This window comes from Phyllobacterium sp. 01N428 (genome assembly GCF_056399405.1).
Genome location: NZ_JBFTRH010000007.1, coordinates 130,744 through 156,295, shown reverse-complemented (window position 1 = coordinate 156,295; position 25,552 = coordinate 130,744). Strand labels below are relative to the sequence as shown.

General features: G+C 56.1%; 35 protein-coding genes and 2 tRNA genes. 17 read left to right on the top strand and 20 right to left on the bottom strand.

Going from position 1 to position 25,552, the window contains the following annotated elements; genetic code table 11:
• Positions 1-41 precede the first annotated feature (41 nt).
• Complete coding sequence (ald, locus tag AC1DNI_RS17715) at positions 42-1,157, bottom strand: alanine dehydrogenase (protein ID WP_027231534.1); 1,116 nt, start codon at positions 1,155-1,157, stop codon at positions 42-44.
• A 151-nt stretch (positions 1,158-1,308) separates the two neighbouring features.
• Here ald and AC1DNI_RS17710 point away from each other — a divergent pair, with 151 nt between their 5' ends.
• Positions 1,309-1,800, top strand: coding sequence for an Lrp/AsnC family transcriptional regulator (locus AC1DNI_RS17710; protein WP_153669225.1), 492 nt, complete (start codon positions 1,309-1,311; stop codon positions 1,798-1,800).
• On the opposite strand, the gene AC1DNI_RS17705 is transcribed toward AC1DNI_RS17710, so the two are convergent.
• On the bottom strand, positions 1,797-2,159 hold the full coding sequence (locus AC1DNI_RS17705) for an MmcQ/YjbR family DNA-binding protein (protein WP_477692786.1): 363 nt from the start codon (positions 2,157-2,159) through the stop codon (positions 1,797-1,799). The genes AC1DNI_RS17710 and AC1DNI_RS17705 overlap by 4 nt on opposite strands.
• Positions 2,156-3,403 carry a class I SAM-dependent methyltransferase gene (locus AC1DNI_RS17700; protein WP_477692785.1) on the bottom strand — a complete coding sequence of 416 codons (1,248 nt, stop codon included), beginning with the start codon at positions 3,401-3,403 and terminating at the stop codon, positions 2,156-2,158. The genes AC1DNI_RS17705 and AC1DNI_RS17700 overlap by 4 nt, the downstream gene beginning before the upstream one ends.
• Before the next feature lie 534 nt (positions 3,404-3,937).
• On the opposite strand from AC1DNI_RS17700, the gene AC1DNI_RS17695 reads away from it, so the two are divergent.
• From AC1DNI_RS17695 to AC1DNI_RS17685, 3 genes are all read left to right on the top strand, one after another.
• On the top strand, positions 3,938-4,486 hold the full coding sequence (locus AC1DNI_RS17695; RefSeq protein ID WP_477692784.1) for a Csu type fimbrial protein: 549 nt from the start codon (positions 3,938-3,940) through the stop codon (positions 4,484-4,486).
• A 195-nt stretch (positions 4,487-4,681) separates the two neighbouring features.
• Entirely contained in the window at positions 4,682-5,356 is a 675-nt protein-coding gene (locus AC1DNI_RS17690) for a fimbrial biogenesis chaperone (RefSeq protein ID WP_477692783.1), read from the top strand.
• Between the two features lie 94 nt (positions 5,357-5,450).
• On the top strand, positions 5,451-6,062 hold the full coding sequence (locus AC1DNI_RS17685) for a hypothetical protein (protein ID WP_477692782.1): 612 nt from the start codon (positions 5,451-5,453) through the stop codon (positions 6,060-6,062).
• Positions 6,063-6,298: 236 nt separating this feature from the next.
• Here AC1DNI_RS17685 and AC1DNI_RS17680 read toward each other — a convergent pair whose 3' ends face one another.
• The 5 genes from AC1DNI_RS17680 to AC1DNI_RS17660 all read right to left on the bottom strand — a co-directional run bounded on the left by AC1DNI_RS17680 (position 6,299) and on the right by AC1DNI_RS17660 (position 9,540).
• Positions 6,299-6,718: a hypothetical protein gene (locus AC1DNI_RS17680; RefSeq protein WP_091945815.1), complete on the bottom strand. Its 420-nt coding sequence runs from the start codon at positions 6,716-6,718 to the stop codon at positions 6,299-6,301.
• Between the two features lie 77 nt (positions 6,719-6,795).
• Entirely contained in the window at positions 6,796-8,304 is a 1,509-nt protein-coding gene (locus tag AC1DNI_RS17675) for an NAD(P)H-hydrate dehydratase (protein WP_477692781.1), read from the bottom strand.
• Positions 8,305-8,473: 169 nt separating this feature from the next.
• Positions 8,474-8,782 (bottom strand): DUF6665 family protein, encoded by a 309-nt coding sequence (locus AC1DNI_RS17670; RefSeq protein WP_113280697.1) that lies wholly within the window; start codon positions 8,780-8,782, stop codon positions 8,474-8,476.
• A gap of 207 nt (positions 8,783-8,989) precedes the next feature.
• On the bottom strand, positions 8,990-9,367 hold the full coding sequence (locus AC1DNI_RS17665; RefSeq protein WP_477692780.1) for a hypothetical protein: 378 nt from the start codon (positions 9,365-9,367) through the stop codon (positions 8,990-8,992).
• 98 nt (positions 9,368-9,465) lie between these two features.
• A tRNA-Asn gene (locus AC1DNI_RS17660) sits at positions 9,466-9,540 on the bottom strand.
• Between the two features lie 234 nt (positions 9,541-9,774).
• On the opposite strand from AC1DNI_RS17660, the gene AC1DNI_RS17655 reads away from it, so the two are divergent.
• Positions 9,775-10,026, top strand: a complete 252-nt coding sequence (locus AC1DNI_RS17655) for a hypothetical protein (RefSeq protein ID WP_036814496.1) — start codon at positions 9,775-9,777, stop codon at positions 10,024-10,026.
• Positions 10,027-10,552: 526 nt separating this feature from the next.
• Here the strand turns inward: AC1DNI_RS17655 and AC1DNI_RS17650 are convergent.
• On the bottom strand, positions 10,553-10,777 hold the full coding sequence (locus AC1DNI_RS17650) for a metallophosphoesterase (RefSeq protein WP_477692779.1): 225 nt from the start codon (positions 10,775-10,777) through the stop codon (positions 10,553-10,555).
• Between the two features lie 390 nt (positions 10,778-11,167).
• On the opposite strand from AC1DNI_RS17650, the gene AC1DNI_RS17645 reads away from it, so the two are divergent.
• From AC1DNI_RS17645 to AC1DNI_RS17635, 3 genes are all read left to right on the top strand, one after another.
• Positions 11,168-11,241, top strand: a tRNA-Cys gene (locus AC1DNI_RS17645).
• Between the two features lie 172 nt (positions 11,242-11,413).
• Entirely contained in the window at positions 11,414-11,665 is a 252-nt protein-coding gene (locus AC1DNI_RS17640; protein WP_477692778.1) for a hypothetical protein, read from the top strand.
• 49 nt (positions 11,666-11,714) lie between these two features.
• The gene (locus AC1DNI_RS17635; protein WP_477692777.1) at positions 11,715-12,485 is read left to right on the top strand and encodes a hypothetical protein; all 771 of its coding nucleotides are present in this window, start codon (positions 11,715-11,717) and stop codon (positions 12,483-12,485) included.
• A 124-nt stretch (positions 12,486-12,609) separates the two neighbouring features.
• Here AC1DNI_RS17635 and AC1DNI_RS17630 read toward each other — a convergent pair whose 3' ends face one another.
• Positions 12,610-13,203 (bottom strand): hypothetical protein, encoded by a 594-nt coding sequence (locus tag AC1DNI_RS17630; protein ID WP_477692776.1) that lies wholly within the window; start codon positions 13,201-13,203, stop codon positions 12,610-12,612.
• Between the two features lie 353 nt (positions 13,204-13,556).
• Between AC1DNI_RS17630 and AC1DNI_RS17625 the strand changes: the two genes are divergently transcribed.
• Genes AC1DNI_RS17625 through AC1DNI_RS17615 form a run of 3 tightly spaced genes read left to right on the top strand, consistent with a single transcriptional unit; the run spans position 13,557 to position 14,886 of the window.
• Positions 13,557-13,868 carry a hypothetical protein gene (locus tag AC1DNI_RS17625; RefSeq protein ID WP_477692775.1) on the top strand — a complete coding sequence of 104 codons (312 nt, stop codon included), beginning with the start codon at positions 13,557-13,559 and terminating at the stop codon, positions 13,866-13,868.
• A 50-nt stretch (positions 13,869-13,918) separates the two neighbouring features.
• On the top strand, positions 13,919-14,533 hold the full coding sequence (locus AC1DNI_RS17620; protein ID WP_477692774.1) for a tyrosine-type recombinase/integrase: 615 nt from the start codon (positions 13,919-13,921) through the stop codon (positions 14,531-14,533).
• On the top strand, positions 14,425-14,886 hold the full coding sequence (locus AC1DNI_RS17615; RefSeq protein ID WP_477692773.1) for a site-specific integrase: 462 nt from the start codon (positions 14,425-14,427) through the stop codon (positions 14,884-14,886). The genes AC1DNI_RS17620 and AC1DNI_RS17615 overlap by 109 nt, the downstream gene beginning before the upstream one ends.
• On the opposite strand, the gene AC1DNI_RS17610 is transcribed toward AC1DNI_RS17615, so the two are convergent.
• Entirely contained in the window at positions 14,881-16,026 is a 1,146-nt protein-coding gene (locus AC1DNI_RS17610) for a hypothetical protein (RefSeq protein ID WP_477692772.1), read from the bottom strand. The two genes, AC1DNI_RS17615 and AC1DNI_RS17610, sit on opposite strands and share 6 nt — an antisense overlap.
• Complete coding sequence (locus tag AC1DNI_RS17605) at positions 16,023-16,517, bottom strand: DUF4365 domain-containing protein (RefSeq protein ID WP_477692771.1); 495 nt, start codon at positions 16,515-16,517, stop codon at positions 16,023-16,025. The genes AC1DNI_RS17610 and AC1DNI_RS17605 overlap by 4 nt, the downstream gene beginning before the upstream one ends.
• Before the next feature lie 175 nt (positions 16,518-16,692).
• Between AC1DNI_RS17605 and AC1DNI_RS17600 the strand changes: the two genes are divergently transcribed.
• From AC1DNI_RS17600 to AC1DNI_RS17580, 5 genes are all read left to right on the top strand, one after another.
• Positions 16,693-16,941 (top strand): hypothetical protein, encoded by a 249-nt coding sequence (locus AC1DNI_RS17600; RefSeq protein ID WP_477692770.1) that lies wholly within the window; start codon positions 16,693-16,695, stop codon positions 16,939-16,941.
• Positions 16,941-17,435, top strand: coding sequence for a hypothetical protein (locus tag AC1DNI_RS17595; protein ID WP_477692769.1), 495 nt, complete (start codon positions 16,941-16,943; stop codon positions 17,433-17,435). Before AC1DNI_RS17600 ends, AC1DNI_RS17595 begins: the two co-directional genes overlap by 1 nt.
• A 5-nt stretch (positions 17,436-17,440) precedes the next feature.
• Positions 17,441-17,776 carry a hypothetical protein gene (locus AC1DNI_RS17590; protein ID WP_477692768.1) on the top strand — a complete coding sequence of 112 codons (336 nt, stop codon included), beginning with the start codon at positions 17,441-17,443 and terminating at the stop codon, positions 17,774-17,776.
• A 204-nt stretch (positions 17,777-17,980) separates the two neighbouring features.
• Complete coding sequence (locus AC1DNI_RS17585; protein WP_477692767.1) at positions 17,981-18,259, top strand: hypothetical protein; 279 nt, start codon at positions 17,981-17,983, stop codon at positions 18,257-18,259.
• Between the two features lie 91 nt (positions 18,260-18,350).
• Entirely contained in the window at positions 18,351-18,794 is a 444-nt protein-coding gene (locus AC1DNI_RS17580) for a hypothetical protein (RefSeq protein WP_477692766.1), read from the top strand.
• A 162-nt stretch (positions 18,795-18,956) separates the two neighbouring features.
• Here AC1DNI_RS17580 and AC1DNI_RS17575 read toward each other — a convergent pair whose 3' ends face one another.
• On the bottom strand, positions 18,957-19,571 hold the full coding sequence (locus AC1DNI_RS17575; RefSeq protein ID WP_477692765.1) for a DUF3102 domain-containing protein: 615 nt from the start codon (positions 19,569-19,571) through the stop codon (positions 18,957-18,959).
• Positions 19,572-20,005: 434 nt separating this feature from the next.
• Here AC1DNI_RS17575 and AC1DNI_RS17570 point away from each other — a divergent pair, with 434 nt between their 5' ends.
• Complete coding sequence (locus AC1DNI_RS17570; protein ID WP_477692764.1) at positions 20,006-20,452, top strand: hypothetical protein; 447 nt, start codon at positions 20,006-20,008, stop codon at positions 20,450-20,452.
• A gap of 179 nt (positions 20,453-20,631) precedes the next feature.
• On the opposite strand, the gene AC1DNI_RS17565 is transcribed toward AC1DNI_RS17570, so the two are convergent.
• The 7 genes from AC1DNI_RS17565 to AC1DNI_RS17535 all read right to left on the bottom strand — a co-directional run bounded on the left by AC1DNI_RS17565 (position 20,632) and on the right by AC1DNI_RS17535 (position 25,408).
• Positions 20,632-20,955, bottom strand: coding sequence for a hypothetical protein (locus AC1DNI_RS17565; protein WP_477692763.1), 324 nt, complete (start codon positions 20,953-20,955; stop codon positions 20,632-20,634).
• Entirely contained in the window at positions 20,952-21,386 is a 435-nt protein-coding gene (locus AC1DNI_RS17560; RefSeq protein WP_477692762.1) for a hypothetical protein, read from the bottom strand. Before AC1DNI_RS17560 ends, AC1DNI_RS17565 begins: the two co-directional genes overlap by 4 nt.
• A 186-nt stretch (positions 21,387-21,572) precedes the next feature.
• Positions 21,573-21,923, bottom strand: a complete 351-nt coding sequence (locus AC1DNI_RS17555; RefSeq protein ID WP_477692761.1) for a hypothetical protein — start codon at positions 21,921-21,923, stop codon at positions 21,573-21,575.
• Positions 21,923-22,423: a hypothetical protein gene (locus tag AC1DNI_RS17550; protein WP_477692760.1), complete on the bottom strand. Its 501-nt coding sequence runs from the start codon at positions 22,421-22,423 to the stop codon at positions 21,923-21,925. Before AC1DNI_RS17550 ends, AC1DNI_RS17555 begins: the two co-directional genes overlap by 1 nt.
• Positions 22,420-23,088 carry a Gp138 family membrane-puncturing spike protein gene (locus tag AC1DNI_RS17545; protein ID WP_477692759.1) on the bottom strand — a complete coding sequence of 223 codons (669 nt, stop codon included), beginning with the start codon at positions 23,086-23,088 and terminating at the stop codon, positions 22,420-22,422. Before AC1DNI_RS17545 ends, AC1DNI_RS17550 begins: the two co-directional genes overlap by 4 nt.
• The gene (locus AC1DNI_RS17540; RefSeq protein WP_477692758.1) at positions 23,085-23,705 is read right to left on the bottom strand and encodes a phage baseplate protein; all 621 of its coding nucleotides are present in this window, start codon (positions 23,703-23,705) and stop codon (positions 23,085-23,087) included. The genes AC1DNI_RS17545 and AC1DNI_RS17540 overlap by 4 nt, the downstream gene beginning before the upstream one ends.
• Positions 23,705-25,408 (bottom strand): phage tail tape measure protein, encoded by a 1,704-nt coding sequence (locus AC1DNI_RS17535; RefSeq protein WP_477692757.1) that lies wholly within the window; start codon positions 25,406-25,408, stop codon positions 23,705-23,707. Before AC1DNI_RS17535 ends, AC1DNI_RS17540 begins: the two co-directional genes overlap by 1 nt.
• Positions 25,409-25,552 lie beyond the last annotated feature (144 nt).

Here is a 25,552-nt window from a genome sequence, read left to right as displayed (position 1 = left end):
GGACACAGGTCCGGGCTCCTTGATAGTGATGCAGCGATGCGTCAGGCGGCAATGGCGGCCTTGGCTTCGACCATCTCCAGGCCCAGCGCTTCGGCAACGGCCTGGTTGGTGATCCGCCCCTTGTGGACGTTGAGGCCATTGCGCAGATGCGGGTTGTCGACCAGCGCCTTGACGCCACGGTCGGCCAGCTGCAGGCCATATTGCAGTGTCGCATTGTTCAGCGCATGGGCCGAAGTGACCGGCACAGCGCCCGGCATGTTGGCGACGCAATAGTGGATGATCCCGTCGACTTCGTAGGTCGGTTCGGAATGGGTGGTCGCATGCGATGTCTCGAAGCAGCCGCCCTGGTCGATGGCGACGTCGACAATGACAGCACCCTTCTTCATGCCTGACAGCATTTCGCGGGTGACGAGCTTCGGCGCTGCGGCGCCCGGAATGAGCACGGCGCCGACGACGATATCCGCCGAGAAGACCTCTTCGTCGAGGGCTTCGATCGTCGAATAGCGCGTGTGGATACGGCCGCGGAAAAGGTCGTCGAGCTGACGCAGGCGCGGAATGGAGCGGTCGAGGATCGTGACATCAGCGCCAAGACCGGTCGCCATCATGGCCGCGTTGATGCCGACGACGCCGCCGCCGATGATCGTGACTTTGCCCGGAAGGACCCCCGGCACGCCGCCGAGAAGAACGCCGCGGCCGCCATTGGCCTTCTGCAGGGCCGTTGCACCCGCCTGTATCGCAAGACGGCCGGCGACCTCCGACATTGGCGCGAGCAGCGGCAGGCCGCCGCGATCATCCGTAACCGTCTCGTAGGCAATCGCCGTCACACCGGATGCCAGGAGACCCTTGGTCTGTTCCGGATCGGGAGCGAGATGCAAATATGTGTAGAGAAGCTGACCTTCGCGCAGCTGCGCCCATTCGGAGGGCTGCGGCTCTTTCACTTTCACGATCATGTCGGATTGCTGAAAGACTTCTTCGGCAGTCTTGGCGATCTTCGCGCCTGCTGCCTGGTAGGCCCCGTCGTCGGCGCCTATTCCAATGCCAGCTCCGGACTGGACGATGACCGTGTGGCCATGAGCGATGTATTCGCGTACGGCCCCCGGAGTGAGACCGACGCGATATTCATGGTTTTTGATTTCCTTCGGGCAGCCAACGCGCATAACGCCTCCTGTAAGTGTTTTTGAGTTCCCTTTTGAGGCGAATATTTCACCACGAATCCTGTCGCATGTCCTTGCCAAGACGGCTCGACGGACGGCAAAAATTCGAATATTCTTGCGGAGTATCGGCAATTAAAAGCGGAAAGCGCGAAGAATGACATTGGACAGGATCGATATCGCGATTCTCGACAGCTTGCAGAAGGATGGACGCATGTCGAATGCGACGCTGGCGGAGAAGGTTGGCCTGTCGCAATCGGCCTGCTCGCGCCGGCTCGACATTCTGGAGAAATCCGGCGTCATCCGGGGCTATCACGCGCGGCTCTCCAACAAGATGCTCGGGCATCCGGTCATCGTCATCGTCAATATTTCGCTGTCCGGGCAGGCAGACAAGCAATTGCGGGAGTTTGAGACGGCGGTGAAACGCTGCCCCAATGTTCTTGTCTGCTATCTGATGTCGGGCGAATACGACTATCTGCTGCGGATCGCCGCGAAAGATCTCGAGGACTACGAGCGAATCCACAAATTCTGGCTTTCGGCGATGCCGCATGTGACGAAGATAAATTCGTCCTTTGCGCTACGCGAAGTCGCGGACCGGACCGGGCTCGGGGTCGAGACGGCGCTGATCGAAACGACAGGCGAGCGCTAAGGCTTTGCTTCCACAGCTTTACGCAGCTTGGCAGGCGCCTTGGCATGCCAGGCCAGTTTGATGCGATGGGCAAGTTCCGCATCCGAAACATGGCCGAGGCGCATCAGGATATATGGCCAGCCCTTGTAGTGGTCGGTTTCGAAGTAGATTTCGGGGGCACTCTCCATAAGGAGCGGCTTTTCCTCGAGCGGACAGTGGATAGCGAAGGTGTCGGCATCCTTGAGACGACCGATGAACGACGTCTTTACTTTCAGGGAAGGTGTTCCATGCGTCGTGCTCTCAACGAGTTCGGGTAATCCAAGCCCATTCGCCACGTTCCAGATGCGTTCGAACGCCTTATCCAGGCCGCTCTGCGTCATGACTTGTAGAAGACCTGGCGCACGTCGATGTATTCGGAGCGGAAGCCGGCCTCGCAATAGAACAGGTAAAACTCCCAGAGCTTCTTGAAACGGCCGTCGAAACCAAGGTGACGCAGATGGTCCCACGAGTCCCAGAAGCGCTGACGCCATTCGGCGAGCGTTCGCGCATAGTCCTGCGGGAACACATGCTCGCGGTAAAGGTCGAGACCAAAATCCTTGCCGAGCCGTTTCAGCCTTTCCGGCGTCGGCAACATGCCGCCCGGAAAAACATAGCGCTGGATGAAATCCGGCCGCTTGCGGTAGCGATCGAACGATTTGTCGTTGATGGTGATGATCTGCAGGCCGGCGCTGCCGCCCGGCTTCAAACAGTCCTTCACCTTACCGAAGAATACCGGCCAATATTTTTCGCCCACCGCCTCGAACATCTCGATCGACGCGACATGGTCGTATTTGCCGGTCTCGTCGCGGTAATCCTGGAATTTGATGTCGACCTTGCCGGATAGCTTTGCGCGTTCGATGCGCTGGCGCGCATAGTCGTATTGTTCGCGGCTGATCGTGAGCCCGGTCACATGCGCGCCGATCTCACGCGCGGCAAATTCGGCGAATCCGCCCCAGCCGCAGCCGATTTCCAGCACCCTGCTGCCGGGGGTAATGCCGATATTGCGGGCGAGGGCGCGATACTTGGCGTTCTGGGCGCTTTCGAGGTCGGTGGCGTTTTCGGCAAACAGGGCCGACGAATAGGTCATCGTCGGATCGAGCCATTCGCGATAGAAGGCGTTGCCGAGGTCGTAATGCGCCGAGATATTCTTGCGCGAACGGCTGCGGGTATTGTCATTGAGCCAATGCCGCATCCGCTGGAGCGTGTTCAGGACAAAGTTCGAGCCGCCGGCAAGGTTTTCGCCGACCTCTTCATTGACGACGAAGAGTTCGAGGAAGGTCGCGACATCGGGGCTCTCCCAATCGCCGTCCATATAGGACTCCGCAAGGCCAATCGTACCGCCCGAGAAGGCGCGGCCCGGGAGGTTCCAATTGTGAAGAATGACCGACGCATTTGGCCCCGCCTGCCGGCCGCCAACCTTGAACAATTGGCCATTGGGGGTTGTGATCGCCAGCGTTCCTCGGGGCAGGTGAACCGCGGCGCGAAGTGCAGCCTGGGCCTTCAGAGGGAGTCCCTTCAGCATGGCGCCGACATTTTCAGGCGTGAGCCACTGGGCGTCGGGGGTGGCGAGAGATGTTTGCGTCATGCCGTCGATCTTCCAATTGGCGGACTGTTGGTTGGCCCATGTTATCAAACGTTTAAGTTGCATCCAGTGGTTCTAAAACGCAAGCGAGTGATGGCGCGTGTGAATGTAGTTCGTAAGCTACTCGTGTTTCGAAAGCGCCAATATCAACTCGCGCGAGCAAGGGATTGGCGGCTTTGAGCATCACGGCTAGCGACTACCAGTATTCGACAACGAATAACGTCATTCGAGCTTCGCTTAGCCGGCATATGAACGTTCGCTTACGTTCGAATAGATCATCGCAAGAGTACAAACGAAACAAAACGCGATTTTTTGTGGTTTATATTAGACTAAAGTATCATAATATTTTGCAATAAAACTATGGACCGATCATCTGATCTAATATATTCACCTGTTTTGTCGTTAATTTCTAAATTGACGTCGCTTCAAATAAAATTGTGACAAAACTATTGCCGTACTCACGACAACGGTAATTTAAATACCCCAATAAATAGGGGTCACAACTTTTCATATGTATCTGATTTGAGGACACCACCAATGAGCACTAAAACACTACGCCTCGCTGCTGCCCTCTTCGTGGTCGCAGCCACTTCGTCGATCGGTTCGGCGCTTGCTGCCAGCCAGACTTCGGAACTCAATGTGCGGCTTGAAATCCAATCCGGTTGTACCGCAAATCTGCTTGAGGGCGCGACGCTCGACTTCGGCCAGGTTGCCGGAACGCCGACAAACGACATTCAGCGTTCGGCTCGTGTCAGCGTATCCTGCAGTGGCTACAGACCGGCGACCGGCCCTAATGCAGTCGCCCCGACGCTCGGGCTTGGCAACGGTTTGCACGCCGAGGGAACCCAACGCTTTGTACAGAGCGGCACGAACAAGATTCCTTATTTCCTCTACAAGAATGGTTACTATGGTGACCCCTGGGGTCTTGCCGGAGCCGGTGCTGGCGGTCCGCTCACCATAAACAACCTGGCCAACGACACGCCGCAGGAAGTGACGATCTATGGCGTGGTCAAGAAGACCGATATTAGCAGCAAAACCCCGGTCGGCGTTTATACCGATACGGTCCAGATCGTTCTCACCTACTAATTTATTATGCGAGCAGGGGGATTTGTCTCGCTGCTCGCATCGTTTTGTTCTGTGAAATATATCCGTCCGATTTTGCGTATATTTTAGTAATATTACTGAATAGATCATTCGATACATTGCATTTGTAGGTTATTTTTATCGATGTTGCGGTATAAGCTGCCATTCTTTTCTTTGATCGGTGTAGTTTGTCTATGGTTGTCGACGTCAACCTGGGCTGCGGCGTCGTCACTGACGGTCATGCCGATAAAGCTCGATATTTCCTCCCCGCAGGTCGCCAGCAAGCTCACATTGACCAACGGCGACGATGAGCCGGTAAACATACAGGTCCGGGTGTTCCGCTGGTCGACCGTCAACGGCGTCGAGAAGCTTGACCCGACACCTGATGTGGTTGCGAGTCCCCCGGCGGCGAAAGTACCTGCAGGAGGCCAATACGTCCTTCGCGTTGTTCGCGTCAGCAAGGCGCCAGTCGTCGGCGAAGAACGCTACCGCATCTTGATTGACGAAATTCCTGACCCGAGGAAAGCCAAGGCCGGCACAGTAGGTTTTGCGCTGCGTTTCTCGGTTCCGGTGTTTTTTCACAACAAGGATGCGGTCGACGCCAAGGTAAGCTGGAGCGTGAAGCAGACCCTGAGGGGCCTGGTCGTGACCGGCTCCAACGCCGGCGATATCACCGCACGCATATCCGATCTCAAAATTCTCTCGGGCGGGCGCGTTGTTGCCAGCAAGTCAGGCCTTGTCGGCTACGTGCAGGGCGGGTCTAGCGCCGACTTTTCGTTGGGGCTGGTGAAAGGCCCCCTGCAGGGCAACGTTCAGATCCGGGCTCAAAGCGATAGGGGCGCAATCGATGCGACGGTTCCTATACGCAACTAGCTTTGCGATAGCCGGAACACTTGTACTTAATACACTTGCCTCTGCTCAGCAGCCGGCGCAAGGTTCGACCGCGATCATCCAGGCTGCAACCGACATGCAACCGGAACTGGGAACTCTGCCATCGCACACGTCGCAGGAACTGCAGCTCGAAGTCTTTATCAACGACGTGTCCACCGGCCTGCTCGGTGCCTTTGAGCAGGCGCGGGACGGACATCTCAGCGCCAAGGCCGGTGAGCTAAAGGAACTCGGCCTGCGTCCGCCGAAAGGCAAAGGGGCGGACGACTTAATAAATCTCAACGACCTCGCAGGCGTTTCCTATCACGTGGTGAGCGAGACCCAGATGGTTTACATCGAGGCTACGGACGCGGCGCGTTTGCCCAAAATTATCGACGCCAACCCGACAGAAAAGCCGCAGCCTGCCACGGCGAGTACGGGAGCTGTGCTCAACTATTCCCTGTTCTCGAGCACCGACAACATGCTCGATGGTTCGTTCGACGCGTTTCGCGGCGAGATCAAAGCGAAGCGGGTAGCAAGCGATGAGCTTGGTGACGCGGCAAGCCGCCCTCATGTGCCGGTGGCAGGTTCCGGAATGCCTCGCCGTTGCGACGAGAAACGGCTAGCGGTCTGGCGCTGGGACTCGGTAACGAACGACCTTTGTATCCGATACTCGATACGCGTGTCTCCAAACATTCGATGCAGAACTTAGAAAAGCAAAAGGCCGGGAGCGACCCGACCTTCCTAAACTTACCTCTACATCAGTGCCAGTACATCCGTGGTCAAAGACGAAGATAAGCTGTTCGCTTGAGAACGTTCACTACCCTGTTATTACGACAGAATGATGACGTGCATCGATTAAAACGGGAAGCGCGTACGCAACACCTTTTCGCGCTCGGGAACAAGGTGAACGATCAAGGTAAAGACCGGGTTAATGCGGCTATCGAACTATTGGGCCGGTCCCAACAATCGATCCTGGTTGGTCCGCCCGCCCATGCAGGTGTAGCGAACCTCATAGCGCGGATCCATGATCGCGGTCACGTCCTGAGCCGTACAGTTTCGTCCGGTGCTGCGCAGGAACTGCTCGGCGGCGTCGCGGTAGACTACCGGTGGGGTCGCCACCAGACCGCCGGCTACGCCGCCCGCAAGGCCCTTGACGAAGCCTTGCGTCGCTCCACCGCCGCCACCCGGTCCAATCATCAAGCGGTTGCGCTGCGGATTGTCGATGATCTGGAACGACTGGCCGTTGCTCGCTGTAAATTGTTGCTGCGGCAGGCCGCCATAGTTGGATTTTGCGTAGTCGATCCCCGCGCAACCGGTCAAAGCGGCGAGAAGGAGAGGGGCTGTCAGCAGCAGCGAAGGTTTCATACTGTAACTCCATAATTGACGCCTTGAGTGGCGTGGCATTCCTGTCAGGCGTACCGGTATCGGCGCCTCCGGCTCGGTTATTTGCTCTCCTCTGCTTTTTCCATCATGGAGGCTAGAACGCTTCCGGCTGCCCGTGGCAGATCTTCGGCAATCAGCCCAAAGCCAAGTGCATGGGCCGCCGCGCCGTGGATATGAACCGCCGCGCAGGCCGCCGCAAACGGCGCCATGCCCTGCGCCATCAGTCCTGCGTTGAGCCCCGCAAGCACATCGCCCGACCCTGCGGTCGCCAAAAGGGGCGTGCCGTTGCTGTTGATGACGGCGCGCCCGTCTGGCGCTGCAATGACGGTATCGGCGCCCTTATAGATAATGATGGCGTTGGCGCGTGCAGCTGCAGCGCGTGCCCGCTCCAGCTTTGAGGGCATGGCCTCCGCATCGAGGTCAGGGAAGAGGCGCTTGAATTCGCCTTCATGCGGCGTAAGCACCAGGCGCACCTCCGGCAGGCGCCGGGTCGCGGCAAACAGCATATCCGGCTTGTCCTTGAACGATGTGATCGTATCGGCATCGAAGACGACGTGTCCGGACGCGTTGTCAAGGAGGTCAAGCGCAAGGGTGCGCGTCTTTTCGCCAATACCGAAGCCGGGCCCGATAACGAAGGCGGTTGGCTTGCGCGCATCGATAAAGTCGGCAAGGTCCTGTCCATGGTCGCACCGGCTGAGCATGATCGACGTCAGATGCGCTGCGTTGGCCGCGAGTGCCTCACCTGGCGATAGGACCGTGACCGCCCCCGCGCCGCTGCGGGCCGCAGCCATCGCCGACAGGCGCGCCGCCCCCGTTGACGTGGCGCCGCCCGAGAATACGGCGGCATGACCGCGACGATACTTGTGGGTATCCACATCAGGCGAGGGGAGTTGGTCCCGCCACAAGCCGGGCGCGTTCTCGAAGCAACGTGACGCGATCGCGGCGAGCACTTCATCCCCTATGCCAATATCGTGGACGATAAGATCGCCGCACAGCGCGCGGCCCGGATAGAGCAAATGCGCCGGCTTCTTTCTGAAGAATGTGATGGTGCTATCGGCATGGAAGACAGTGCCAAGCGGCAGGCCGGTTGCGCCATCGAGCCCCGAAGGCACATCGACGGCAACCCTGCGCACAGGCGCCTGATTGGCGCGCTCGATCGCCTCGGCAGCCTTGCCGGTGACCGGCCGGTGCAGCCCGGCGCCAAATAAGGCATCGACGACGACAGAGCCGGGCTGGGGCGCGAAGCCATCGATTGTACGAGGACGTAGCGGGCAGTCCGCAAGTGCGCGGGCGGCATCGGTGCCGGCCTTGGGCGCGCCGTCCGACCAGACGAAGGCGCTGGCGCCGCTGTCGTTAAGTGCGCGGGCGATCACGTAACCGTCGCCGCCATTATTGCCGGGCCCGCAAAGAACGTGAAACGCTGGCGCATCGCCATGATGGGCAAGGAGATGGCTTGCGATGCCTTCGCCGGCACGGAGCATCAGCGTATACCCGTCTCCCGGTCCGGCAGCGATGCTGAGCCGGTCGGCCTCGCTCATTTCGGCCGGCGTCAAGATCTCATATGCCATTCGCGCTTTCCCTTGAACATTTCGCTCGAGACTAGAACAAATCCCGGCGAAATGAAGCCGGTTCAAGCGAAGCCGGTGTTGGAAGTACGCTCCGCAGCCTCCAAAACGCGGCAAGGCCGGCAAAGTTCAACAGGCGGCAGCGCCACGCGTATTCGCTGGTCTATGAATCCTAGTCGGCGCCCAGCCGCACCAGCACCGCGCGCGGGATACCATAGTGGTTTATCGCGTCGTCATGTCTTCGCAGCCCGCAAAGTTCGCGCTGGATGAAATAGGCGTGCACTGCTTTCGCCGCTGCCTTGAGGCGCGCCGCGCGTTCAGTATCCGAGGCCGCGTTCAGTTGCTCCAGCGCCTGTTCGACTTTCTGTCCCGCGCGGCCCAGCGCCGCTGCCATTTCAGCGATGATTTCCATGTCGATCGCGCTCGGCGGCGCTCCGCGATCGAGACCGGATGAAGTGTTTTGTGGCGGTCGAAACGACATAGGCAGCTCGGTATAAGGATCATCGAAAGGCGACGATCATAATTCGAGCATACGAGCCGCCGCATCGCAAGGGTGCATTGTTCTCCCGGCACGGCTTGCCGCTGCCACGCAGAATCGGCCGCTGCCAAAGTTTATAAAGTCATTCAGTGCAGCATCGGGCGGATTTATGCCATCTGCTATTGCGCCAAAACTACCAACACACCTTCATCAAGGCATCCGCGCGAAGCACCAGCGATAAGTATCCGTCCCAAGGGAGAACTCTTTGGGGGAGCGCACAAATAGTGTCCAGTTGACGGTCGCCTGCAAGCCGCCGCCCATGCCTTCGTCGCCCTCCTGATAAAGAGTGACAACAAAAGCTTGTTTCTGCCGGATAACCTTCTTAATGGTGCCAATGACGTGCGTGCTGTTGAGTTCATTGCCCCAAAATGAGAGCGTATTGCTGTTATCGCTCGCAGTGCATTTAACCCGTTTATCGACGAAAATTCCTTGCGCCAGCGGAAGTAGGTACTTCGCAGCGGCTGTGTAAGGCAATGTTGTAACTGTTAGCGCTCCGATTGCACAAAGGCACAATTTCTTAAAAGCCATATCCCCCTCCGAAGGGTAAAAAAAGCATTTGCGCACCTACGCGCACCTATCAAATTCTTCCAGATGTCAGGCGACTTTAGAAATATTTTAAATAAAAGTGGCTCCCCGGGCCGGATTCGAACCAGCGACCAACCGGTTAACAGCCGGTTGCTCTACCGCTGAGCTACCGGGGAACAGCTACTCAGTCATCAGCGATGTGGCCTATAGCAAAAGGGTTTCGCTTTTGCAAAGGACCATTTCGATTTTTTTTCCGCAAATGTGCATAACAGAAGGATGACATAGCCGGCCCGGCTTCTTACATCCGGTCGAAACACGTCCAGATGATGAGAAAAGTTTTGGCTGAGCGCCCGGAAGACAACAAGGAACACGCCGAAGAGACGCACAAGGCCCGGGTCAAGCGCCGGCATATGCGCATTCTCGGCCGCCACGTACCCATGCCGCAATCGGTGGCAATGCGTCGCACGCTCGGTGGTGCGCTTGTCGCTGGCGGTACATTGGGTTTTCTCCCGGTTCTCGGGTTCTGGATGATTCCGCTTGGCCTTGTCGTCCTGTCACATGATTCTGCCCTGGTGCGGCGCAAGCGACGTCAACTGGAGGTAAAGCTCGGACGCCGCTGGAAGGGGAATGCCGCGAACAAGAAAGACGGCTCTGGCACGTGATGCCTTGGCCGCATACAGTCGGGCGTTCCGTGTAAGCACCTTTGGCGGGAGCGCGTTCTAAGCCGGCGTGCGCATCAGATTAGATCCATGCGCTTCGCTGCCCTAAGCCATTTCAGCAGACATCGACGTCGACAAATTCCAGTTCGGCCAAGCACTGGAACGTCGTTCGCCCACGCTGAAAAATCATAGACTCGTGCCAATGGCCAAACACCCAATACCGAGGCTGGTGGTGATCAAGCATTATCTCCAAGGCTTGCCGTGTGCGTGAGCCGTCCGCAACCTTGGTTTTGTTGACGGCAGCCATGATTTCGCCGGCGATAGATTCGGGGCATTCGTGTGTGCACACGATCTCTGGCTTCATTTTAACGTATCGGTCCACACAGTCTTGCAACTCGGCCGTCGTGCATTCTTCGTCTGGCCACCAGTCCCGGCCCTCCGTGCGGTAGGCGCGATCGATACTAACTGCACCGCCAAGGCAGAAAATGCCGTCCACCTCTGTGCCATCCGGTATCCAGTATTTGTGACGTCAGCAGACCTCGGGGTTGTCGTGATTGCCCCTTATGAACAGGTGCCGTCCCTTGCTCATCCTATCGAATGGAGGGTTTCTTGCCCAAACTTCTTCGCCGTATCTGATTGTCCGGAAGCCAACGCCCATGTCGCCAACCTGAATGCTGAACGGCACGCTTTTGATCGCGGCTTTGTATCCGTCATATTTGCCGTGTACATCACCGATGAAGCGGACTTTGGTCATACTGCCACCCCCTCAACGTCTCGCCGAGTAGGTTGTGCAGTTGCGCAATGGTGCCTGTGTTTGGAACCACGGCGTCGGCGAGGTCGAGGCGCGCGCTATCGCATCTCCTGTCGACAGCACTATGCGGTACTTTTTCTTTGCCATGGGTTACCTGCCTGAAGTCGCAAACCTCGGGCGACCGATGATGATTTCCCATTACTATGGAAGCACTTTTGCGAAGGCAAGCAGGGTGGTCAGATAGCCAATTTTAACCAATCAGGAACGATGCGAGAATGCCTGTTCGCAATGGGATGAGGAATTTGTTCGGAATGGCTTGACGGAGCGATTTCGGTCTCATAGAGAACAGCACCGGAGTTTCAACGGGTTATTCCGTGCTTCGACTGCAGTTGAGGCCTCGTGGCGGAGTGGTTACGCAGAGGACTGCAAATCCTTGTATCCCGGTTCGATTCCGGGCGAGGCCTCCAACATTTTTCACAGTTAAATCAACTATTTAACTTAGCGTCAGTAACGGCGCTGAGTTCATTTCATGTTGCATCATGTTGCAACTGGCTTCCATTGATTTCCAACGATTTTCTTGGAGGCACGGCGAATCCGTGCAACATAGACGCAACATGGGAAGCCTAAATAGGGGCAGGAATGACAATACTGGCAGGACATGGGCAACTCTTCATCGAAGGGGAAGATCGAGGGAGTGCCGAGTACAAGATTTTCGAGAGGAACGGGCGCGGGATGCTCTATGCAAGCCCGGAAGTTCTGTTTGAAGCTTGGGAAAGTGAGAACGTGACACTCACACTGAAGGGTGAAAATACGCCGACGGCGATCATTGTTGTCAGCGTAAATGGCGGTGGACCGGCGGAGATTGCTTTCAAAACCATCCCGAGGAAATAATCCAAGGTCAGATAGCCTGATCCGGTGAGTCGCGTCCGGAGCAAACCGATTGAAACCAATTATCCTTGATCAAATGATCGATATGACCGTTGCGCTCAATGGTCTCTCTATCCCCGCGGGCTCGATAGAAACATCTCTGAGGAGATACGCGCGGGCTATCCTTGTCCATACTGATATGCCTGAGTATCCCGTTTATATTCGGGGATCCGGGCTGCCAATAAGGTATCGAGGCAGATACTTTCTTGTTTGCACCCAGCATCAACTAAAGGACGACGTAGATTTTGAGAGGGTATCCATTGAACACAAAGGAGCGCTGATCACTTCGGGAGGCGCGCGGAGTTATATCACAAATGATGGTGATTCCGATTACCGGGATATTGTAGCCTTTGATTACAGTGAGCCGTGCGCGCAACTTCCGGAGTTGCGGTCAACGTTCTTCGATTTATCGAAGCTTCCCAACGAAGGTACCAGTGAAAAAATCGCGTTTTCCATTGCTGCCGGATATGCCACGGTGGACCAGAAATACGAGATAGATGAACTCAATCATCTCGGACTCGCTCGGCGAACGGTCGTTTGCGAACTCGACGGACAGAGTACCGACAATGCTGTGCTTCGTTTGAAGTGCGTAAACCCTTTAAAGATTAATCCGGACGGTCTCAGCGGCGGGCCGGCTTTCGTGATCCAGTTTGTCGGTTTGCGTCACGCTGAAGCGGTTCTCGGAGGCATGATTTTGCGTGCTGGCGGTGATTACCTTCACATTCTAAAGGTCGGCGTCATCGCCAACTTCCTTGATGCCTACGTCAATCAGGCCGACGGCTAACACTTGCGATCCAACAGCTCTAGGACCTTTTCTGCTGCCCAATCGCACCATCTACTTAAGCGAAGCAGACCGACGGCCGCGCGCAAGCGAACCCATTCCCACCCACACCGGACCAAGCTAAAGATCAGTCGCATTTCAGTGCTCTCCCGATCGATGCCAGCACTGCCAGTAAGTCTTTCTTATCCAAGTAAGAATTTCCTTCCAAATTCTCGCATACAAACGAGGCGAGCGTGGCGGCCGCGGTGATCGACCTTGGAACGAAGATAACTATCTGTTGCTCTACCTTGTCGACATCGGCTTTGGTGGCACGTGCTGCAGCGAGCGCGTCTGTATATCCGGACTCATCCTCGATGCGCTTATGTTCGGCCTTTTGTGCTGCCAGGTTGGCTTTATGTGCAGCTCGCTTAGCCTCGTACTTGTTTCGCTCGAGCTCGTTGAGGTCCCCACGGCTCCCGCACATCGATAACGCCGACCGCAAATGAATATCGATGTGATGATCGATATCGGGGAAGGAGTAAGCGTACTCCTTGCCTATTGGGACACGGGGGGTCTTCAAGCCGCACATAGGCTCGGAATCGTCGATTTTCGACAGTTTGTCCCACGTTGCCTCGTCGATCGCGTATGCGGCACGGTGGGCTGCGATAAGCGCTTTGATGGCTTCAAGGGACGGGTCTTCGGAAGACAAGCCTTCGGCGGCGGCCTGAATCGTGTTCGGCATCATGCTCTCCTATGTGGTTATCGGAACCAGTTAACTATATTTGATAACCTATATCAGAAATCATACTTGTCAACAGGTATCTAGTTCTGATAACTATTTTTCAAGTTTTAAGAGGGACTTCTGATGCTGACCACAGGAAATCAATTGAAAGCAGCCCGAGCGCTTGCTGGTATGGAACAACGCGACGTCGCCGAAAGAGCGGACGTGAATGTGAATACGATCAGAAGCATGGAAGCTTCTGGCGCCGGCTCAATCTCCGGCCGAGCCCAAAATGTCCAGAACGTACAGAGAGTTCTCGAAGAGGCCGGGATCGAGTTTCTAAACCATGGGCAGCCTGGTGTGAGGCTGCGAAAATGAACCTCCGCCTTCACCATGCAGCACAGGTTTTCGGTGAAGCGACAGAAGCGCTGGTGTCCAGTGGATCAACGCGCGAGCGCCTGCATCTGGCTTCTCAGATCATCCAAGGCATCATCCCGAAGGAATTCGATGCGTTCCCCGATCTGAAAGCAAAATACGAAGAGGTACACACACGGCTATCCAAGGTTCAGGACGATCCGTCATTGGGCAGTTATCGCCGGAGTGTCGACCGTATGAGCGGTCCGAAGATGCGCGAGCTCTGCGAACTGGTCCTCGATCTCGATCGATCCATTCGTGCTACTGAATAACGAGAATACCGATTATCGCTACCCATTCCGAGTATGGAGGACTCGCATAAATGAACGCTGTCGCATCCATCACCATCCTTGAAACCAACGATCTGCAGGTTGTCGAAGAGCTCAGTCACGAAGCTCGGGACTTCGGCAACGCCGCATTGTCGGCGAACACCACAAGGGCCTACAAGGCTGACTGGAAAGAGTTTCAGGATTGGTGCGCTACCCGCCAGCGGTCGTCCTTGCCGGCGCTGCCCACCACGGTAGCGAACTTCGCGTCCACCCTCGCCAGTGATGGCAAGAAGGTGCCCACGATCGCACGCAAGCTCGCTGCCATCCGGTTTTTCCATCGTGCGGCGGAGATGGACAATCCGACCGATCATGCAGGTGTGGCAGCCATCCTAAAAGGGATACGGCGCACCATCGGCACAGCGCCTCACCAGAAGGCACCGGCGACAGTTGACGTCATTCACGCTTTGTTGGCTCGCATTGAGCCTGACACCCTCCAAGGCAAACGTGACAGGGCAATGTTGCTTCTCGGCTTTGCAGGCGCATTCCGCCGATCGAGCTGGTGGCCATTACCGTCGAGGAACTCACCTTCAGCGAGGAGGGTGTCGACGTGTTCCTTCCCAAGTCGAAGACAGACCAGGAAGGGAAGGGGCAATCGGTTGCGGTGCTAAATGGAAAGGCTCTCAGACCCGCTGATAAGCTCAAGGAGTGGCTTTCTGCAGCCGGGATAGCCTCGGGACCAATCTTCCGCCGGATCAACCGTGGCGACCACTTGGCAGACGATGCCTTAACGGCTCAGTCCGTGGCATTGATCGTCAAGCGGTACGCCGAGGCGGCCGGGCTCGACGTCGCGAAGCTATCAGGCCACTCGCTGCGCGCCGGGTTTGTGACATCGGCCGCTGAGAACAGAGCAAGCATCTCGCGCATCATGGAGGTCACCCGGCATCGCGATCCGAGGACCGTCGAGACGTATGTGCGACGCGCCGATCGGTTTAAGGATCATGCCGGTGATGGGTTCCTATGAGCCATCAGCAGGAATTTCTTCGACCAAAACTTCCATATTCCTCGGATTATCAAGTCTCCAACGCTGACCTTCTCGACGAAGGTCCCCCGTCAAAACGACAGCGTTTTTGTCGTCATGGGCTGACAACGCCAGCGTGTAAAGCTCGGCAGGCAGCTTTGTTTTGACCGATACGGGCTTTTCATCGACGAATGTTTTCAACGTGACCTGGCCATCGACATCTTCGATGCGGCGACCAGCTCCGACCACGTAACCCTCCAACCGTTCATCCGGACGAGGCTCTTGCAGCCTCAACATCCTCGCGGCCTCCTTGAATACTTCACTTTCTGCCCGATTAAAGACAATCCTCCGGCGAGGCTCTGGTGTTGGTCGCGTCCTCGACCATGTTACTGATACGTCGAGGCCTTGACCCACATCGATCAATGAAGAAAGAGCTTCGCAAAGGTTCGCGCTTACACCCTTCTGAACTGATTTTGTAAAAGCGCTGATGCCATCTTCTCGGATCCACACTTCTGCAGCTTTATGAGCTGCCTCTAACCCATCCGCGAGAAACCTGGTGACCAAACGATCATAAGGCTCTTCGGCCGGCTCGGGCCAAAACTCGGCCTGTTTCGGTTCCTGAAGGGAAGGAGGAACCGGAGCCAAGAGAGTTACTATGAAACTACCTTGTTCTGTCTGACCGAGGCGTACTCGGTTCATGTAAGCCGTGGCCTCTTTATTCTTGCCTGTGCGGTATGCTGGGCGAGGTTCGTTCGCGGAGCACGCAGCCGACAAAAGCAGCTCTCTACCTTGCGCGAATATGTTAACGCCAGCATCGATCTGTACAGATCCGTCACCCGCGGCCTCTGGGGCTCGGATCCTCACCACATCTCGATCAGAACCGACCAAATCGCGAAAGATTTGAATCTCCGTGCGGTTTTCGTAGGAAGCGAGTTGGCTTATCAATGACGACACAACATTTGAATAATCCCCAAGTTGCGCCGTGCTGGGAATTATCAGTTCTGGGCCCTCGACACGAGTATACACGTCAGAGTGAGCCCCAAACCGCTCGGCTCGCACCCATCCTTCAGTTTTGACATACGATATCAGCGCAACCGGAGTTATTGCCTGCAGTGCTTGAGCGTCGACAATCAGCGCTTTCATCGCAAAGTTCCTGTTCGTGACTTATCCATTAGTTCGATCAAGCACTTAACGCTGAAATGATTACTGGCGGGGATGTCCACCGTGATTGTGGCAACGTTGTCAGTCGGCGGCGCGCCGGTGAGACATACCCAATACGCACAATTCCTCACTATAAGGGATTCGACCCCAACATTCACCCATCCCTCTTTCTTCTCGGGAAGGTGCATCACAACCAGTATGCGGGGTGTTTGAGTCTCAATTATCAGGTGATCGTAGTTGCGCCTTTTGAGGGGGAATTTGAAAACGTCACCAATTCGTGGAAGATTAATTGTCGCCTTGACCTGGAGGTCGATTTTCGGACGAGCTAGACCACCGGCTTCTATGGTCAGATCGACTCCATCCCGGTCAAAGTTCTTGATAGCAATGACGTAACCGGCGGTCGCTGCCACGGCGTGCACGTATGCCGTTGACAAGGCCTCTTCAATATCTGTACCCGCCAGCAAAGCATCCATACCAATCTCCCATACGAGGATGGATTACAAATATTTCGAATTCATTGCCATATGAATATTTGATGGCATGGGATCGATCAGTGATAACCGTGATTATCGCTAGCATTCAGAGCCATCCAGATTGACGGTAAACTCGACGTCTGTAAGTTTGTCTGCGGGTTCAAGGGGAAACATCATGCAGACAATATTGAAGGTCGTCGGAACGCTTACAATCATCGCGGGCGTATTGGTGGCTGTGATTGGTGTGGCATCTGGCGGAGCAGCGGGTGGATTGGCATTGGCACTGACGGTCGGACTTCCGCTTCTCGTCACGGGCGCACTATTCCATTGCTTCGGTGTGATCGTCGACCACCTCGAAGCAATCCGGAAATATCAGAAACGCCAAACCGAAATCCTCGAAGCGTCCACGAGCAAGGCACATTGATGAACGAGACGCCCGAACAGCGCGCCGAGCGTATGCGCTTAGCCGAGCGAGAATTTGACTCCAATGCTGCCAGACGTAAGGCAACGATGGAGCAAATCCTATCGTTCTCTAATGCGGCGATGAGAGCTCCGGCCCTGGTGGCTGCCGGCGGCGTTGCGGCCGCATTGGGTTTCTATAGCGCCAACTACGCGCGCCTATCATCATCGCCGGCAGGGCTGCAAACTTTCAACGATGTCCTGTTTTGGTTGTTTGCCGGCCTTTTGCTCACGGTTATGGCGCCGGGAATGGCCTACTTCAGCCAGATGGCCTACCATGAAGCGCTTGTCGCCGAAAAGCATTCTTACGCCCCGCCATTCATTGAACCGACCCGCAAAACGAAGGTAATGAACGCGATCGGTGATGCTTTCCGGATTGCTGCGACACTCATGATCCTTTGCTCGATCGGGGCGGTATCTTTTGGTGGCTACAAATTCCTGTCCCTCACACAGCAGTAAGTCGTATGGCAATCGATTGGATTCTTGCTCTACAGGAACAAGCGGACTTCGCGACGCAGATTGCTGAGGACGTGTCCAAGACGCTCGATTGTGCTCACCTGACAGCTACCCAGGCAGCACGACTCTATCGTACCGTGGAGCAGGGTGCCCAGACGTTCGATCGTTTCATTGATGAGATGGATCAGCATGATCTGGACGATGATCTGACCGAGGCGGCAGACGCCATCGCCGATATATGGACCAATCTTTCGGTTGCCGCGGCCAACAAGCTCCGAACGCTGCAAGGACTTCAGCCCATCGAATTTCCTCCGAGCAGGGATAATCCTCCAGAGGTCGAGTGAGGAAGTGAATTCGCCAATGACTGAGATCACGCCACCACGAATATCATTTCCTCGTATGGTACGTCTTTGTCTGTTGGCTCTGTTTTCGCCAACCAAGTTTATCGATGAGGAAGCGCAGTACCTCATAAGGCTTTTTGGCACGACAGAGGCAGATGCAACAAGTCCGGTAGTTCGCGGTCGGGTATATGTGATCAGGAACGCGTTTTGGCGTTCTTTCTCGTGTGTGCCTCCGCATCTCTCGTCGGTGTGCTGATAAGCTGGACAGCGGGGTTTTTCCTGACGAAGGAGGCTGCCGCAGCTGGCTGGATAGGAACGGCTGGTGCCGCAATCCTCCTCTGGGGCACTCTTGCAGTTCGGGGATGGGAAATACAGTCCTACAAAGGCCTCACGCTCTCGGAGCGCGTCAATAGATGGCTGTTCGTGGCACTCTACTGGATCGGAACATCTGCGTTGGTGGCAGCGACGTCCTGGACGATATTGTAGCGATAATGCCGTTTCTCGTTGCACATCGTATGTGATTGACGCCTTCCGCCCGCTCTGCGATTTTGGTGGGGGGACGATGGGGATTAACGGAATGTCATTCAAGAAAAGTTACTGCGCGGCTGCAACAGCAATGCTCGGGCTGTTGTTATTGACATCGGCAGGTGCGGACGCTGCAGACAAGTACTTTTGCACTGCTGAAAGATCGACTGGTTTCAAGTTCTTAAACGAGGCATGGGTTCAAACAGCATTCAAGATCGATGCTGACAAATACGTCGTCCAACGCGTTCCAGCACCATATGAGCAATTTGGCGAAAAAATATCGTGGGAGGTCAAAAAAGTTGGCGAGAAGGCACCAGCATTCCTCTGCAGGGAATCCGGAGACATCCGCATAATCTGTGGCGGACTTGGATGGGGCTTCATAATGAACCCAAAGATGCTGCGCTACCAAGAATTTTACGGCATGGGTTTTATCGATGGGGACTCTCCTGAAAACACCCCCGCACTTACGCTGGGTAAGTGCGTTCAGCTGGAGTGAGTCCTTATGCAGCCTCACCGAGCGACGCCTGATGGTTTCCGCTGACTACCAGCCATTCGCGTCAATGGCGCTTGGTGACTCAATGTAGGCAGATTAGGACCTACCTAGTCGCTGTAGTAGATCAAGATAGTCCAGTGTCCGTAATGTGCTTGCCCTTTGCGATTACGCTGCCTCCTTGGCGAGCCGCATGTATCTCATCGCGGTTCCATAGGAGATGCCCGACTCCTTCTCGATCCACGGACCAAAGTGACCATATGGGAGCGAGGCCTTCACCTCAAGAAGCTTTCGGCCAGCGACAATGGCCTCGTCGGGAGTGAGCTGCACCCGGCCAAACGCACGGCGTATCAGGCCTGCCGCAGGCTCTCGCTCACTCATGCCCTCCCGGCTGTATTGCGCAAGCATGAAATAGATGGTGCCGGCCAAGGCGTGACGCTGATGGACCCTCCCACGAAGTTGGTTGATCGTGATCATGATCGTGCCGAGAGGGATTCGGTCCCACCACTCCAGCCACTCGCTGGTTCGGTTCTCCACCCAATCAGGACAGGCTCGTATCAGGTCACTGGTGGCCCAGAGCGAGGCTTCGTCGATGAGAGCGTTGTTACCCTTGGTTTCGCCCAACGTGGTCATGACGAGGCGGAAATGCCCCTCGCCATATTTGGTCATGATGTTGCGCATCGTGGCAACTGCCCGGGTCTGACCGGGTTGGGGATACACACTGGCGGGAACGATCTCGATCGCGAATTCGGAGCAGATCGATTCGACAGTAGATGGTGACATAGAAGCACCCTTATTTATGGATGCTCATTGGTAGCATTGGAACAGGCGATTGTTAAGGGATGACTTAATGGTTCCACAGCGCGCAGTTGCGGCGATGATCGCCAAACGGCTCGAAACCATGGCGCATGGCGGTGATAGGAAATCGGATCAAGATGCAAGTTGAGGCAGCCGTCGCAACCGATCTGGGCGACACGTTGAGCATTTTGGCCGCCGTGTCACGATCAACATGCAAATTCAACTTGAGATGTGGAAATTTCAACATCTGCCTGGCAGGGAAAAATGGTTAGCTAAAGTTGGAAATCCGCTTGCCTGCACATCGACCACCCTTGCCCTTACCTTGTTGTTGGAGAGCAAGGCGCGTCTAGTCTGAGTAGTGATAAATGTTATTCTCGTGAGTGGAAGTCTGTGGGTCTCACGACAAAGGAGTGTGAACGATGTACCAGTCCCGTGTTCCCTCGGACCCGGAATACCTCAGGGCTATTGGTCAAGCCACTTTCAGTTTTTGCTATCTGGAATGGCAAGTCATTTGGGTGGCTCAAAAGCTCGACCCAGCATTTCAGATTTCCAATACCAACGAACTAACGGCCGGTAGAATCGCAGTGGAATTCAAAAAGGCAGTAATCTCGAACACCCAAACCCTCGATATTGCGGTCTACCAACGTCTGGAATCGGCCTATAAGAGCTTCTTTGAACTCGTAGGGATGCGAAACGATCTATTACACGCTCACCCATTCACGTCACAGGATAATGCGCAGCGCCTCGGCAGATACAAAAACGGCGAAAACTTCGAATGGACGCCAAATGAGATTGATGCAGCGTCCGAGCGCTTCGACAACCTAACAAGTGAGCTGAACGATCTATATTACAATCATTTAAACTAGGGCTCGTCGCTGACAGGGTTGCCAATTTCAGCAACAGGCGAAGTTCTGCCTTTGGAACTTCCGTCACGTCTGTGTACCTCACAAACGGAGTGCTTTGCACTCCTGTAGTACATGCGGTAGTAGGGGCGCGGGCGCGACTGCCATTAGAGTTAGAATGGGGTCGGGCGGGCGATTGACGTCTACCTCGCTGCCACGACCCAACGTGGCCGCCCCTTGCTCTCAGAGCGATCCCGCGTTTCTTCAATCTCTGCCTTTGCGTCTCCGGTGGCAATGTAAAATGCCTCGAACCGATCGAGCTCCTCATTGGTCAATCCTTCGACTGCCCCTTTGACATCATCGGGCAGAAAAGGGGCCATTTTGGCAATGGTGCTGGCAATTTGAGCCTGATCGTCGTTCGACATTGCGAGGTACACTGGCTCTTCAGACCACGCCCATTCCCGAATCTCGATCGCTACCCGGGCGCGCTGCTCGAGCCTCGCCAATCTGCTCTGCGCATTCTTCATGGCATCTTCTCCTCAAGGGCCTTCAGCCTCGCTTCATGCTCCGCGGCCTCTACGGCATTCACATAGCGACTACAGAGGCTAGCAACCGCATCCGCCTCATCCGTAGTCATATCGCCCTTAGAGACCGCTACGAGCAACGCTGAAAGCGCCCCTGGCACATCGGCTGCACTCTCGATCTTGGGGAAGTTATCGATCGTAACGACACGACCCCTGCGGACCGGCGCAATACGCTCCATACAGAGCTTCAAGGCCGCGGTGTCGCCGGCCAGTGCGGTGGTGATCGCCTTTCGCGTAAGACGCCGCGCATCGTTCCCGAGGAGCTGCTCGATCGCCAAGGTAGTCTGAGAGCGAGCTCCCTTCGGTTTACCGGGATTACCCTTCGCAAAGCGTCCTTTACGGTCGCGCGATCCGTTCTCATTGTCCGTTGTCATAGTGCCTCCGTCCGCTGCATCCGCCGTTATTGGCATGGTGCTTGTTGCTGGTTTGACCGCTATGAAGCGCCGTCACCACAGGCGATGGTCGTCGACAACCTGACGCAAAATGCCGCAAAAGCCCCGTATTTCCGGGACTTCTCTGGTGTTGATAATCACACTTATCGCTAGTCATCAGTGCTGCATTCATCTTAACAGCCCCAACAAAGCACGGTAGAACCCGCCGTCCTGTCTGTCCCACACGAACAGCACTCGATAGTTCTGACCCTTGTAAACGACGGTGTCGTCCAGGGCGAAGTCCGATCGGCTCCAGGCGGCAAGTTTGGCTTCTGTACGAACTCCCTCAGGCAAATCCATAAGCTGATGGCCAAAGGTCGAATTGATCGCTCCACCTATGATGGGCTGAACAACGGCGGTAACGGCCGTAGAAGTTGGAGGGCCGGGTATCCACTTCCCGTCGACATATGATCCCGGCGCATTGCGAATGCGCGTAATGGACACGCCGAGAAAATCGATCGCAATTCCAACATCCAGCATTATTCGTCCTCCAGTTTGTAGGTCACGGATTGGCGCATGCGTCCGGTGTCGATGAGCGGGTTTGAGCTGCCCTTGCGTGCAATGGTCACCTGGCTGTTCGGAGGGGAGCGCAGAGCGGTGATCTCGCTCTGGATGTCACCCTGAGCAATTATTCCCAGCTGACGCAGTGCTTGACGCTTGGCGGCCGCTGGACTGCTTCCGTTAATGGCAGCGTCAATGATGGTTTTGGCTGCTTTCTTCAGGAAGGATTGATACTTGCCGTCGTTGGAACGCATGGCATTGCGCATGAAGGGACGCTCAGGGATTGGCCCACCCCAGCCACCACCGGAGGCACCACCCTTTGTGCCGAATTCGTTCCAGACCGCAATATTGATGACGTCGGACGAAACTTTCCCAGCGGGGAAACCAACTTGGACCTGGTCGGGCCCGTCACTGGCTCGGGCTAGCGACTTCGCCACGTTCTTGTTCGAAGTGCGCTTGATCTTGACTGAGATGTTCATAACGCCATCGCCCTCAGTTTCTCTGCGAGCTCGGTCAGGTCCTCGCCGATCTCGGCGTACTGAACTCTATGAACGAGGTCCGGTTCGGTCCCCAGCAGGGTGAAGCCCTCGGCCGTCTTCTCGACGTTCTGCACGAGGAAGTCGAAGATGTTACCTTCCGAGCCTTCGATCTTGATCTTGCCGTCTGCACTGCCCCGGATGCCGTGCTGGCCATCAGGGTCGAACCGGACGTGCATGTTCTCGTTGTCGAAGTTGGATATCGGGTCAGTCAGGGATTCACCACCGTCGAGGAATGCCTCCATGTCGCTCAGGTTGAGCGATCGAGCATCCGAGGCTGTCCCATCGTCGTCGACATGGTAGTTCTCGCTGGAGCGCATCTGCGGCCGAAGCGTGACCATATCGCCCGCCTTGACCGGAAACGTAACGGCGCCATTGCCTGCGCGCTGAAAGCGAACCGGCACCTCGAGCAACTCAGGCATATCGATCGGCTTGCCGAAAACCCGCGGCTTGTACAGAGGCTGTATCGTTGCGGTCTGCGTCTGGGCGTCGAAATCAATGATGCGACCAGGGATTTCTCCCCACTGGGCTTCGCGTTCAGCCAGCGCCTGCTGTGCCACGATATCGTGTCGTGTATTGGGGACTTTGCCGACGTATCCGACGCTCATCGCTTCGTGCTCCCAAATACGGTCTTAAGCATCTCGGTACTCTTGACTGCGTCCGAGGATGAATTCGGCGAGGACTTTGTGTTTAAGGGAACGTTCCTGGCCGGAGCATCACCCCTCTGGACAATACCGCTGGCTCGAGCCCGCGTTGCTGCATCGCCTGCACGGGCTTTGCTTGGAGCGGCGGCACGGCTACTTTTCGCTCCGCCCGGCCTTCCGCTCGTCGGTGCCTGACTACCGGGTTCGGCTGCCGCATAAGCGGTTTCAACAATAACCGCTTCCTGGAGCTCCGCCGTTCCTTTGAGAACTCGGGAATAGGTCGAATCCCGCTCCACAGAAATCGACTTGATCAGCATGTCAGAATATACAAAGAAGCCGGTGACTATCGAAAACGGCACACGGCTCTCTTGAAACCGGACGAGAGCATTATAGGTCAGCGCAGCATTTTCGTCTGCGAACTCCAAGGATAGCCGTTTGGGCTCAACATAAGCGTGATCAGTGATGTTGGAGCCGGTTTCGAGCGGCTGCTCGGTGATGCCGAGCGTGGAATCGTGCCTCTCGGAGAGCACCACGGAAATGGGAACTGGACCGATTGAGCCGTTGAAGATGATTGCTGACATCAGAAAAATGGTCCTTGTTCGAGCCGGGTTGCTTGTTCAGTCGCGGCTTGTCCCACGGCGCGGCCTACAGCGGCCCCGGCAGCAGCCGGCGCCTGGGTTGCTTGCTGGACGTTGACGGTGACGGGCGCGCTCACACTGACCGGGAATTGGCGATTATCCTGCCTTGCATCAGTGATGGTGGCGTCGACCGCGGCTTTTGATGTCATCTGAGCGAGATTGCTGTTCATGGCCTCGACACGTGCGGCAAGGTTATCGAACCCGGCCTCAATCATAGATTGCGCACCGACGGGCGAGGGGCCTGATGAGGGAGCGGCCGGCGGCGCCGCCGATGTAGCCGGTGTGGAGATCGCTGGCGTGGAGACCGGCCGCTGCGGCATCCGACCGAGCAACTTCCAGGCTTCTGGAGCGCTGTCTGCGACAGAACGCTGTTCAGGCGTGTCTCCCTTCCATCCGCCGAGCCGGGCTTTAGCGTCCTGCTCTTCCGTATCGAATCCATGCAGCGCCCACCACCCACGGCGGCCGAGAAAGCTCGTCCCCTCCTTGTCGAGCTGGGAATTAATGGCATCTGCCTTGGAAATTCCTGAAGTTGCAAAATCGAGCGCATCCGATACCGGCTGCGATGCCGAGTTACCAACCGACTTCATGAACTGATCCCACGAATTGGAAAGTCGCTGAATGCTGCCGGTCGTATCATTGATAACCCGCTGCGTATCCCGGAAGGCGGTACCGTCGACGTCGGCGCTGTTAAGCACATCGAAGAACTTCTTGAGACTGTCGCCTGACGTCAGCAAGGATTGCATACCAAGCTGGAACTGCTGGTCGGCAAACAGGTCTGAGAGCTTCGCTGTCGGATGTTTGTCGAGAACCTTCTGCGTCAATCGGAGGTAGGCGCTGATCGCGTCCTCGCCCGACTTGCTGGCCTTGGTCATCTCCTGACGGATATTGACGCCAAATTCCTTGAAGTTCTTCTCGGTTTCCTGGCTGAACATCTTGCTGAAGATATTTTGCGCGTTGGTCGCAGCAGAGCCAGCAGAGCCAGTGTCCTCGCGGATCGTCTGCAGGATAGCAATCAGGCGCTTAAGCCCATCCTCTCCCTTGTATCCCATCTGAGCAAACGAGTTTGCCAGGTCGGGAATATACTGCGCCATGTCCTTCAGTTCGAACTGGCCGGCCTTACCGCCTGCCACCATGATATCAAAAGCGTGCTGCATATCCTTTGTTTGAATCTTGAGCGCAGAGGACGCTTTCAGCGCCGTGTTGGCGATGTCCTGGGTGGCTGCTCCAGATGCCTGGGCGGTGTTGAGAACGGACGGCATGAAATCCATTGCCGACTTGAGATCAAGCCCGGAGGACACGAGAGTATCGAGACCATTGACAGCCTCGTCTATGGGCAATGCGAAGTCGTTGGCCAGTTTCTGCAGTTGTTGACCAGCCGCTGCTGTATCAGCCGCCGAAGCGCCGGCAGTAACGCCGATACGCGTGAGTTGCCGCTCGAATGCTGCAAAGTTCTTGAAGCTGGCTACACCAAACGCTGTTATTCCAGTTGTGGTAAGCCCGGCGGCGACGCCGATACGTTTAATGGCTGAGGCTGATTTCTTCGCCATGCCCTCGGTATCGTCCAAACCCTTATTGAACTTGCGGAGCTTATCCTCACCTTCAATCTGGTAACCGAGAACAGCGACAAGACGATCGATGACGCTCATTGGGACGCCTTTCCGGTTCTGGACATCTTTTCCTGCGCGGCTGCACGGAAATCCAATGCCTCATGCATGTCCATCAACTGTCGGAGGTTGATCCGTTCACAGTCGAGGAACGAGCACACGGGAGGACTTGCCAACGCCGGCCGA

Bases quoted from the DNA above. Each gene is read 5' to 3' on its own strand.
- AC1DNI_RS17625 (WP_477692775.1), top strand. From the start codon at position 13,557: ATGAACCTCCGCCTTCACCATGCAGCACAGGTTTTCGGTGAAGCGACA.
- AC1DNI_RS17605 (WP_477692771.1), bottom strand. From the start codon at position 16,517: ATGGATGCTTTGCTGGCGGGTACAGATATTGAAGAGGCCTTGTCAACG.
- AC1DNI_RS17670 (WP_113280697.1), bottom strand. From the start codon at position 8,782: ATGTCGTTTCGACCGCCACAAAACACTTCATCCGGTCTCGATCGCGGA.
- AC1DNI_RS17665 (WP_477692780.1), bottom strand. From the start codon at position 9,367: ATGGCTTTTAAGAAATTGTGCCTTTGTGCAATCGGAGCGCTAACAGTT.
- AC1DNI_RS17655 (WP_036814496.1), top strand. From the start codon at position 9,775: ATGCGCATTCTCGGCCGCCACGTACCCATGCCGCAATCGGTGGCAATG.
- AC1DNI_RS17555 (WP_477692761.1), bottom strand. From the start codon at position 21,923: ATGCTGGATGTTGGAATTGCGATCGATTTTCTCGGCGTGTCCATTACG.
- AC1DNI_RS17580 (WP_477692766.1), top strand. From the start codon at position 18,351: ATGTCATTCAAGAAAAGTTACTGCGCGGCTGCAACAGCAATGCTCGGG.
- AC1DNI_RS17545 (WP_477692759.1), bottom strand. From the start codon at position 23,088: ATGAGCGTCGGATACGTCGGCAAAGTCCCCAATACACGACACGATATC.
- AC1DNI_RS17630 (WP_477692776.1), bottom strand. From the start codon at position 13,203: ATGCCGAACACGATTCAGGCCGCCGCCGAAGGCTTGTCTTCCGAAGAC.
- AC1DNI_RS17705 (WP_477692786.1), bottom strand. From the start codon at position 2,159: ATGACGCAGAGCGGCCTGGATAAGGCGTTCGAACGCATCTGGAACGTG.
- AC1DNI_RS17710 (WP_153669225.1), top strand. From the start codon at position 1,309: ATGACATTGGACAGGATCGATATCGCGATTCTCGACAGCTTGCAGAAG.
- AC1DNI_RS17650 (WP_477692779.1), bottom strand. From the start codon at position 10,777: ATGACCAAAGTCCGCTTCATCGGTGATGTACACGGCAAATATGACGGA.
- AC1DNI_RS17600 (WP_477692770.1), top strand. From the start codon at position 16,693: ATGCAGACAATATTGAAGGTCGTCGGAACGCTTACAATCATCGCGGGC.
- AC1DNI_RS17550 (WP_477692760.1), bottom strand. From the start codon at position 22,423: ATGAACATCTCAGTCAAGATCAAGCGCACTTCGAACAAGAACGTGGCG.
- AC1DNI_RS17575 (WP_477692765.1), bottom strand. From the start codon at position 19,571: ATGTCACCATCTACTGTCGAATCGATCTGCTCCGAATTCGCGATCGAG.
- AC1DNI_RS17535 (WP_477692757.1), bottom strand. From the start codon at position 25,408: ATGAGCGTCATCGATCGTCTTGTCGCTGTTCTCGGTTACCAGATTGAA.
- AC1DNI_RS17695 (WP_477692784.1), top strand. From the start codon at position 3,938: ATGAGCACTAAAACACTACGCCTCGCTGCTGCCCTCTTCGTGGTCGCA.
- AC1DNI_RS17590 (WP_477692768.1), top strand. From the start codon at position 17,441: ATGGCAATCGATTGGATTCTTGCTCTACAGGAACAAGCGGACTTCGCG.
- AC1DNI_RS17640 (WP_477692778.1), top strand. From the start codon at position 11,414: ATGACAATACTGGCAGGACATGGGCAACTCTTCATCGAAGGGGAAGAT.
- AC1DNI_RS17620 (WP_477692774.1), top strand. From the start codon at position 13,919: ATGAACGCTGTCGCATCCATCACCATCCTTGAAACCAACGATCTGCAG.
- AC1DNI_RS17540 (WP_477692758.1), bottom strand. From the start codon at position 23,705: ATGTCAGCAATCATCTTCAACGGCTCAATCGGTCCAGTTCCCATTTCC.
- AC1DNI_RS17595 (WP_477692769.1), top strand. From the start codon at position 16,941: ATGAACGAGACGCCCGAACAGCGCGCCGAGCGTATGCGCTTAGCCGAG.
- AC1DNI_RS17700 (WP_477692785.1), bottom strand. From the start codon at position 3,403: ATGACGCAAACATCTCTCGCCACCCCCGACGCCCAGTGGCTCACGCCT.
- AC1DNI_RS17675 (WP_477692781.1), bottom strand. From the start codon at position 8,304: ATGGCATATGAGATCTTGACGCCGGCCGAAATGAGCGAGGCCGACCGG.
- ald (WP_027231534.1), bottom strand. From the start codon at position 1,157: ATGCGCGTTGGCTGCCCGAAGGAAATCAAAAACCATGAATATCGCGTC.
- AC1DNI_RS17685 (WP_477692782.1), top strand. From the start codon at position 5,451: ATGCAACCGGAACTGGGAACTCTGCCATCGCACACGTCGCAGGAACTG.
- AC1DNI_RS17565 (WP_477692763.1), bottom strand. From the start codon at position 20,955: ATGAAGAATGCGCAGAGCAGATTGGCGAGGCTCGAGCAGCGCGCCCGG.
- AC1DNI_RS17560 (WP_477692762.1), bottom strand. From the start codon at position 21,386: ATGACAACGGACAATGAGAACGGATCGCGCGACCGTAAAGGACGCTTT.
- AC1DNI_RS17570 (WP_477692764.1), top strand. From the start codon at position 20,006: ATGTACCAGTCCCGTGTTCCCTCGGACCCGGAATACCTCAGGGCTATT.
- AC1DNI_RS17680 (WP_091945815.1), bottom strand. From the start codon at position 6,718: ATGAAACCTTCGCTGCTGCTGACAGCCCCTCTCCTTCTCGCCGCTTTG.
- AC1DNI_RS17610 (WP_477692772.1), bottom strand. From the start codon at position 16,026: ATGAAAGCGCTGATTGTCGACGCTCAAGCACTGCAGGCAATAACTCCG.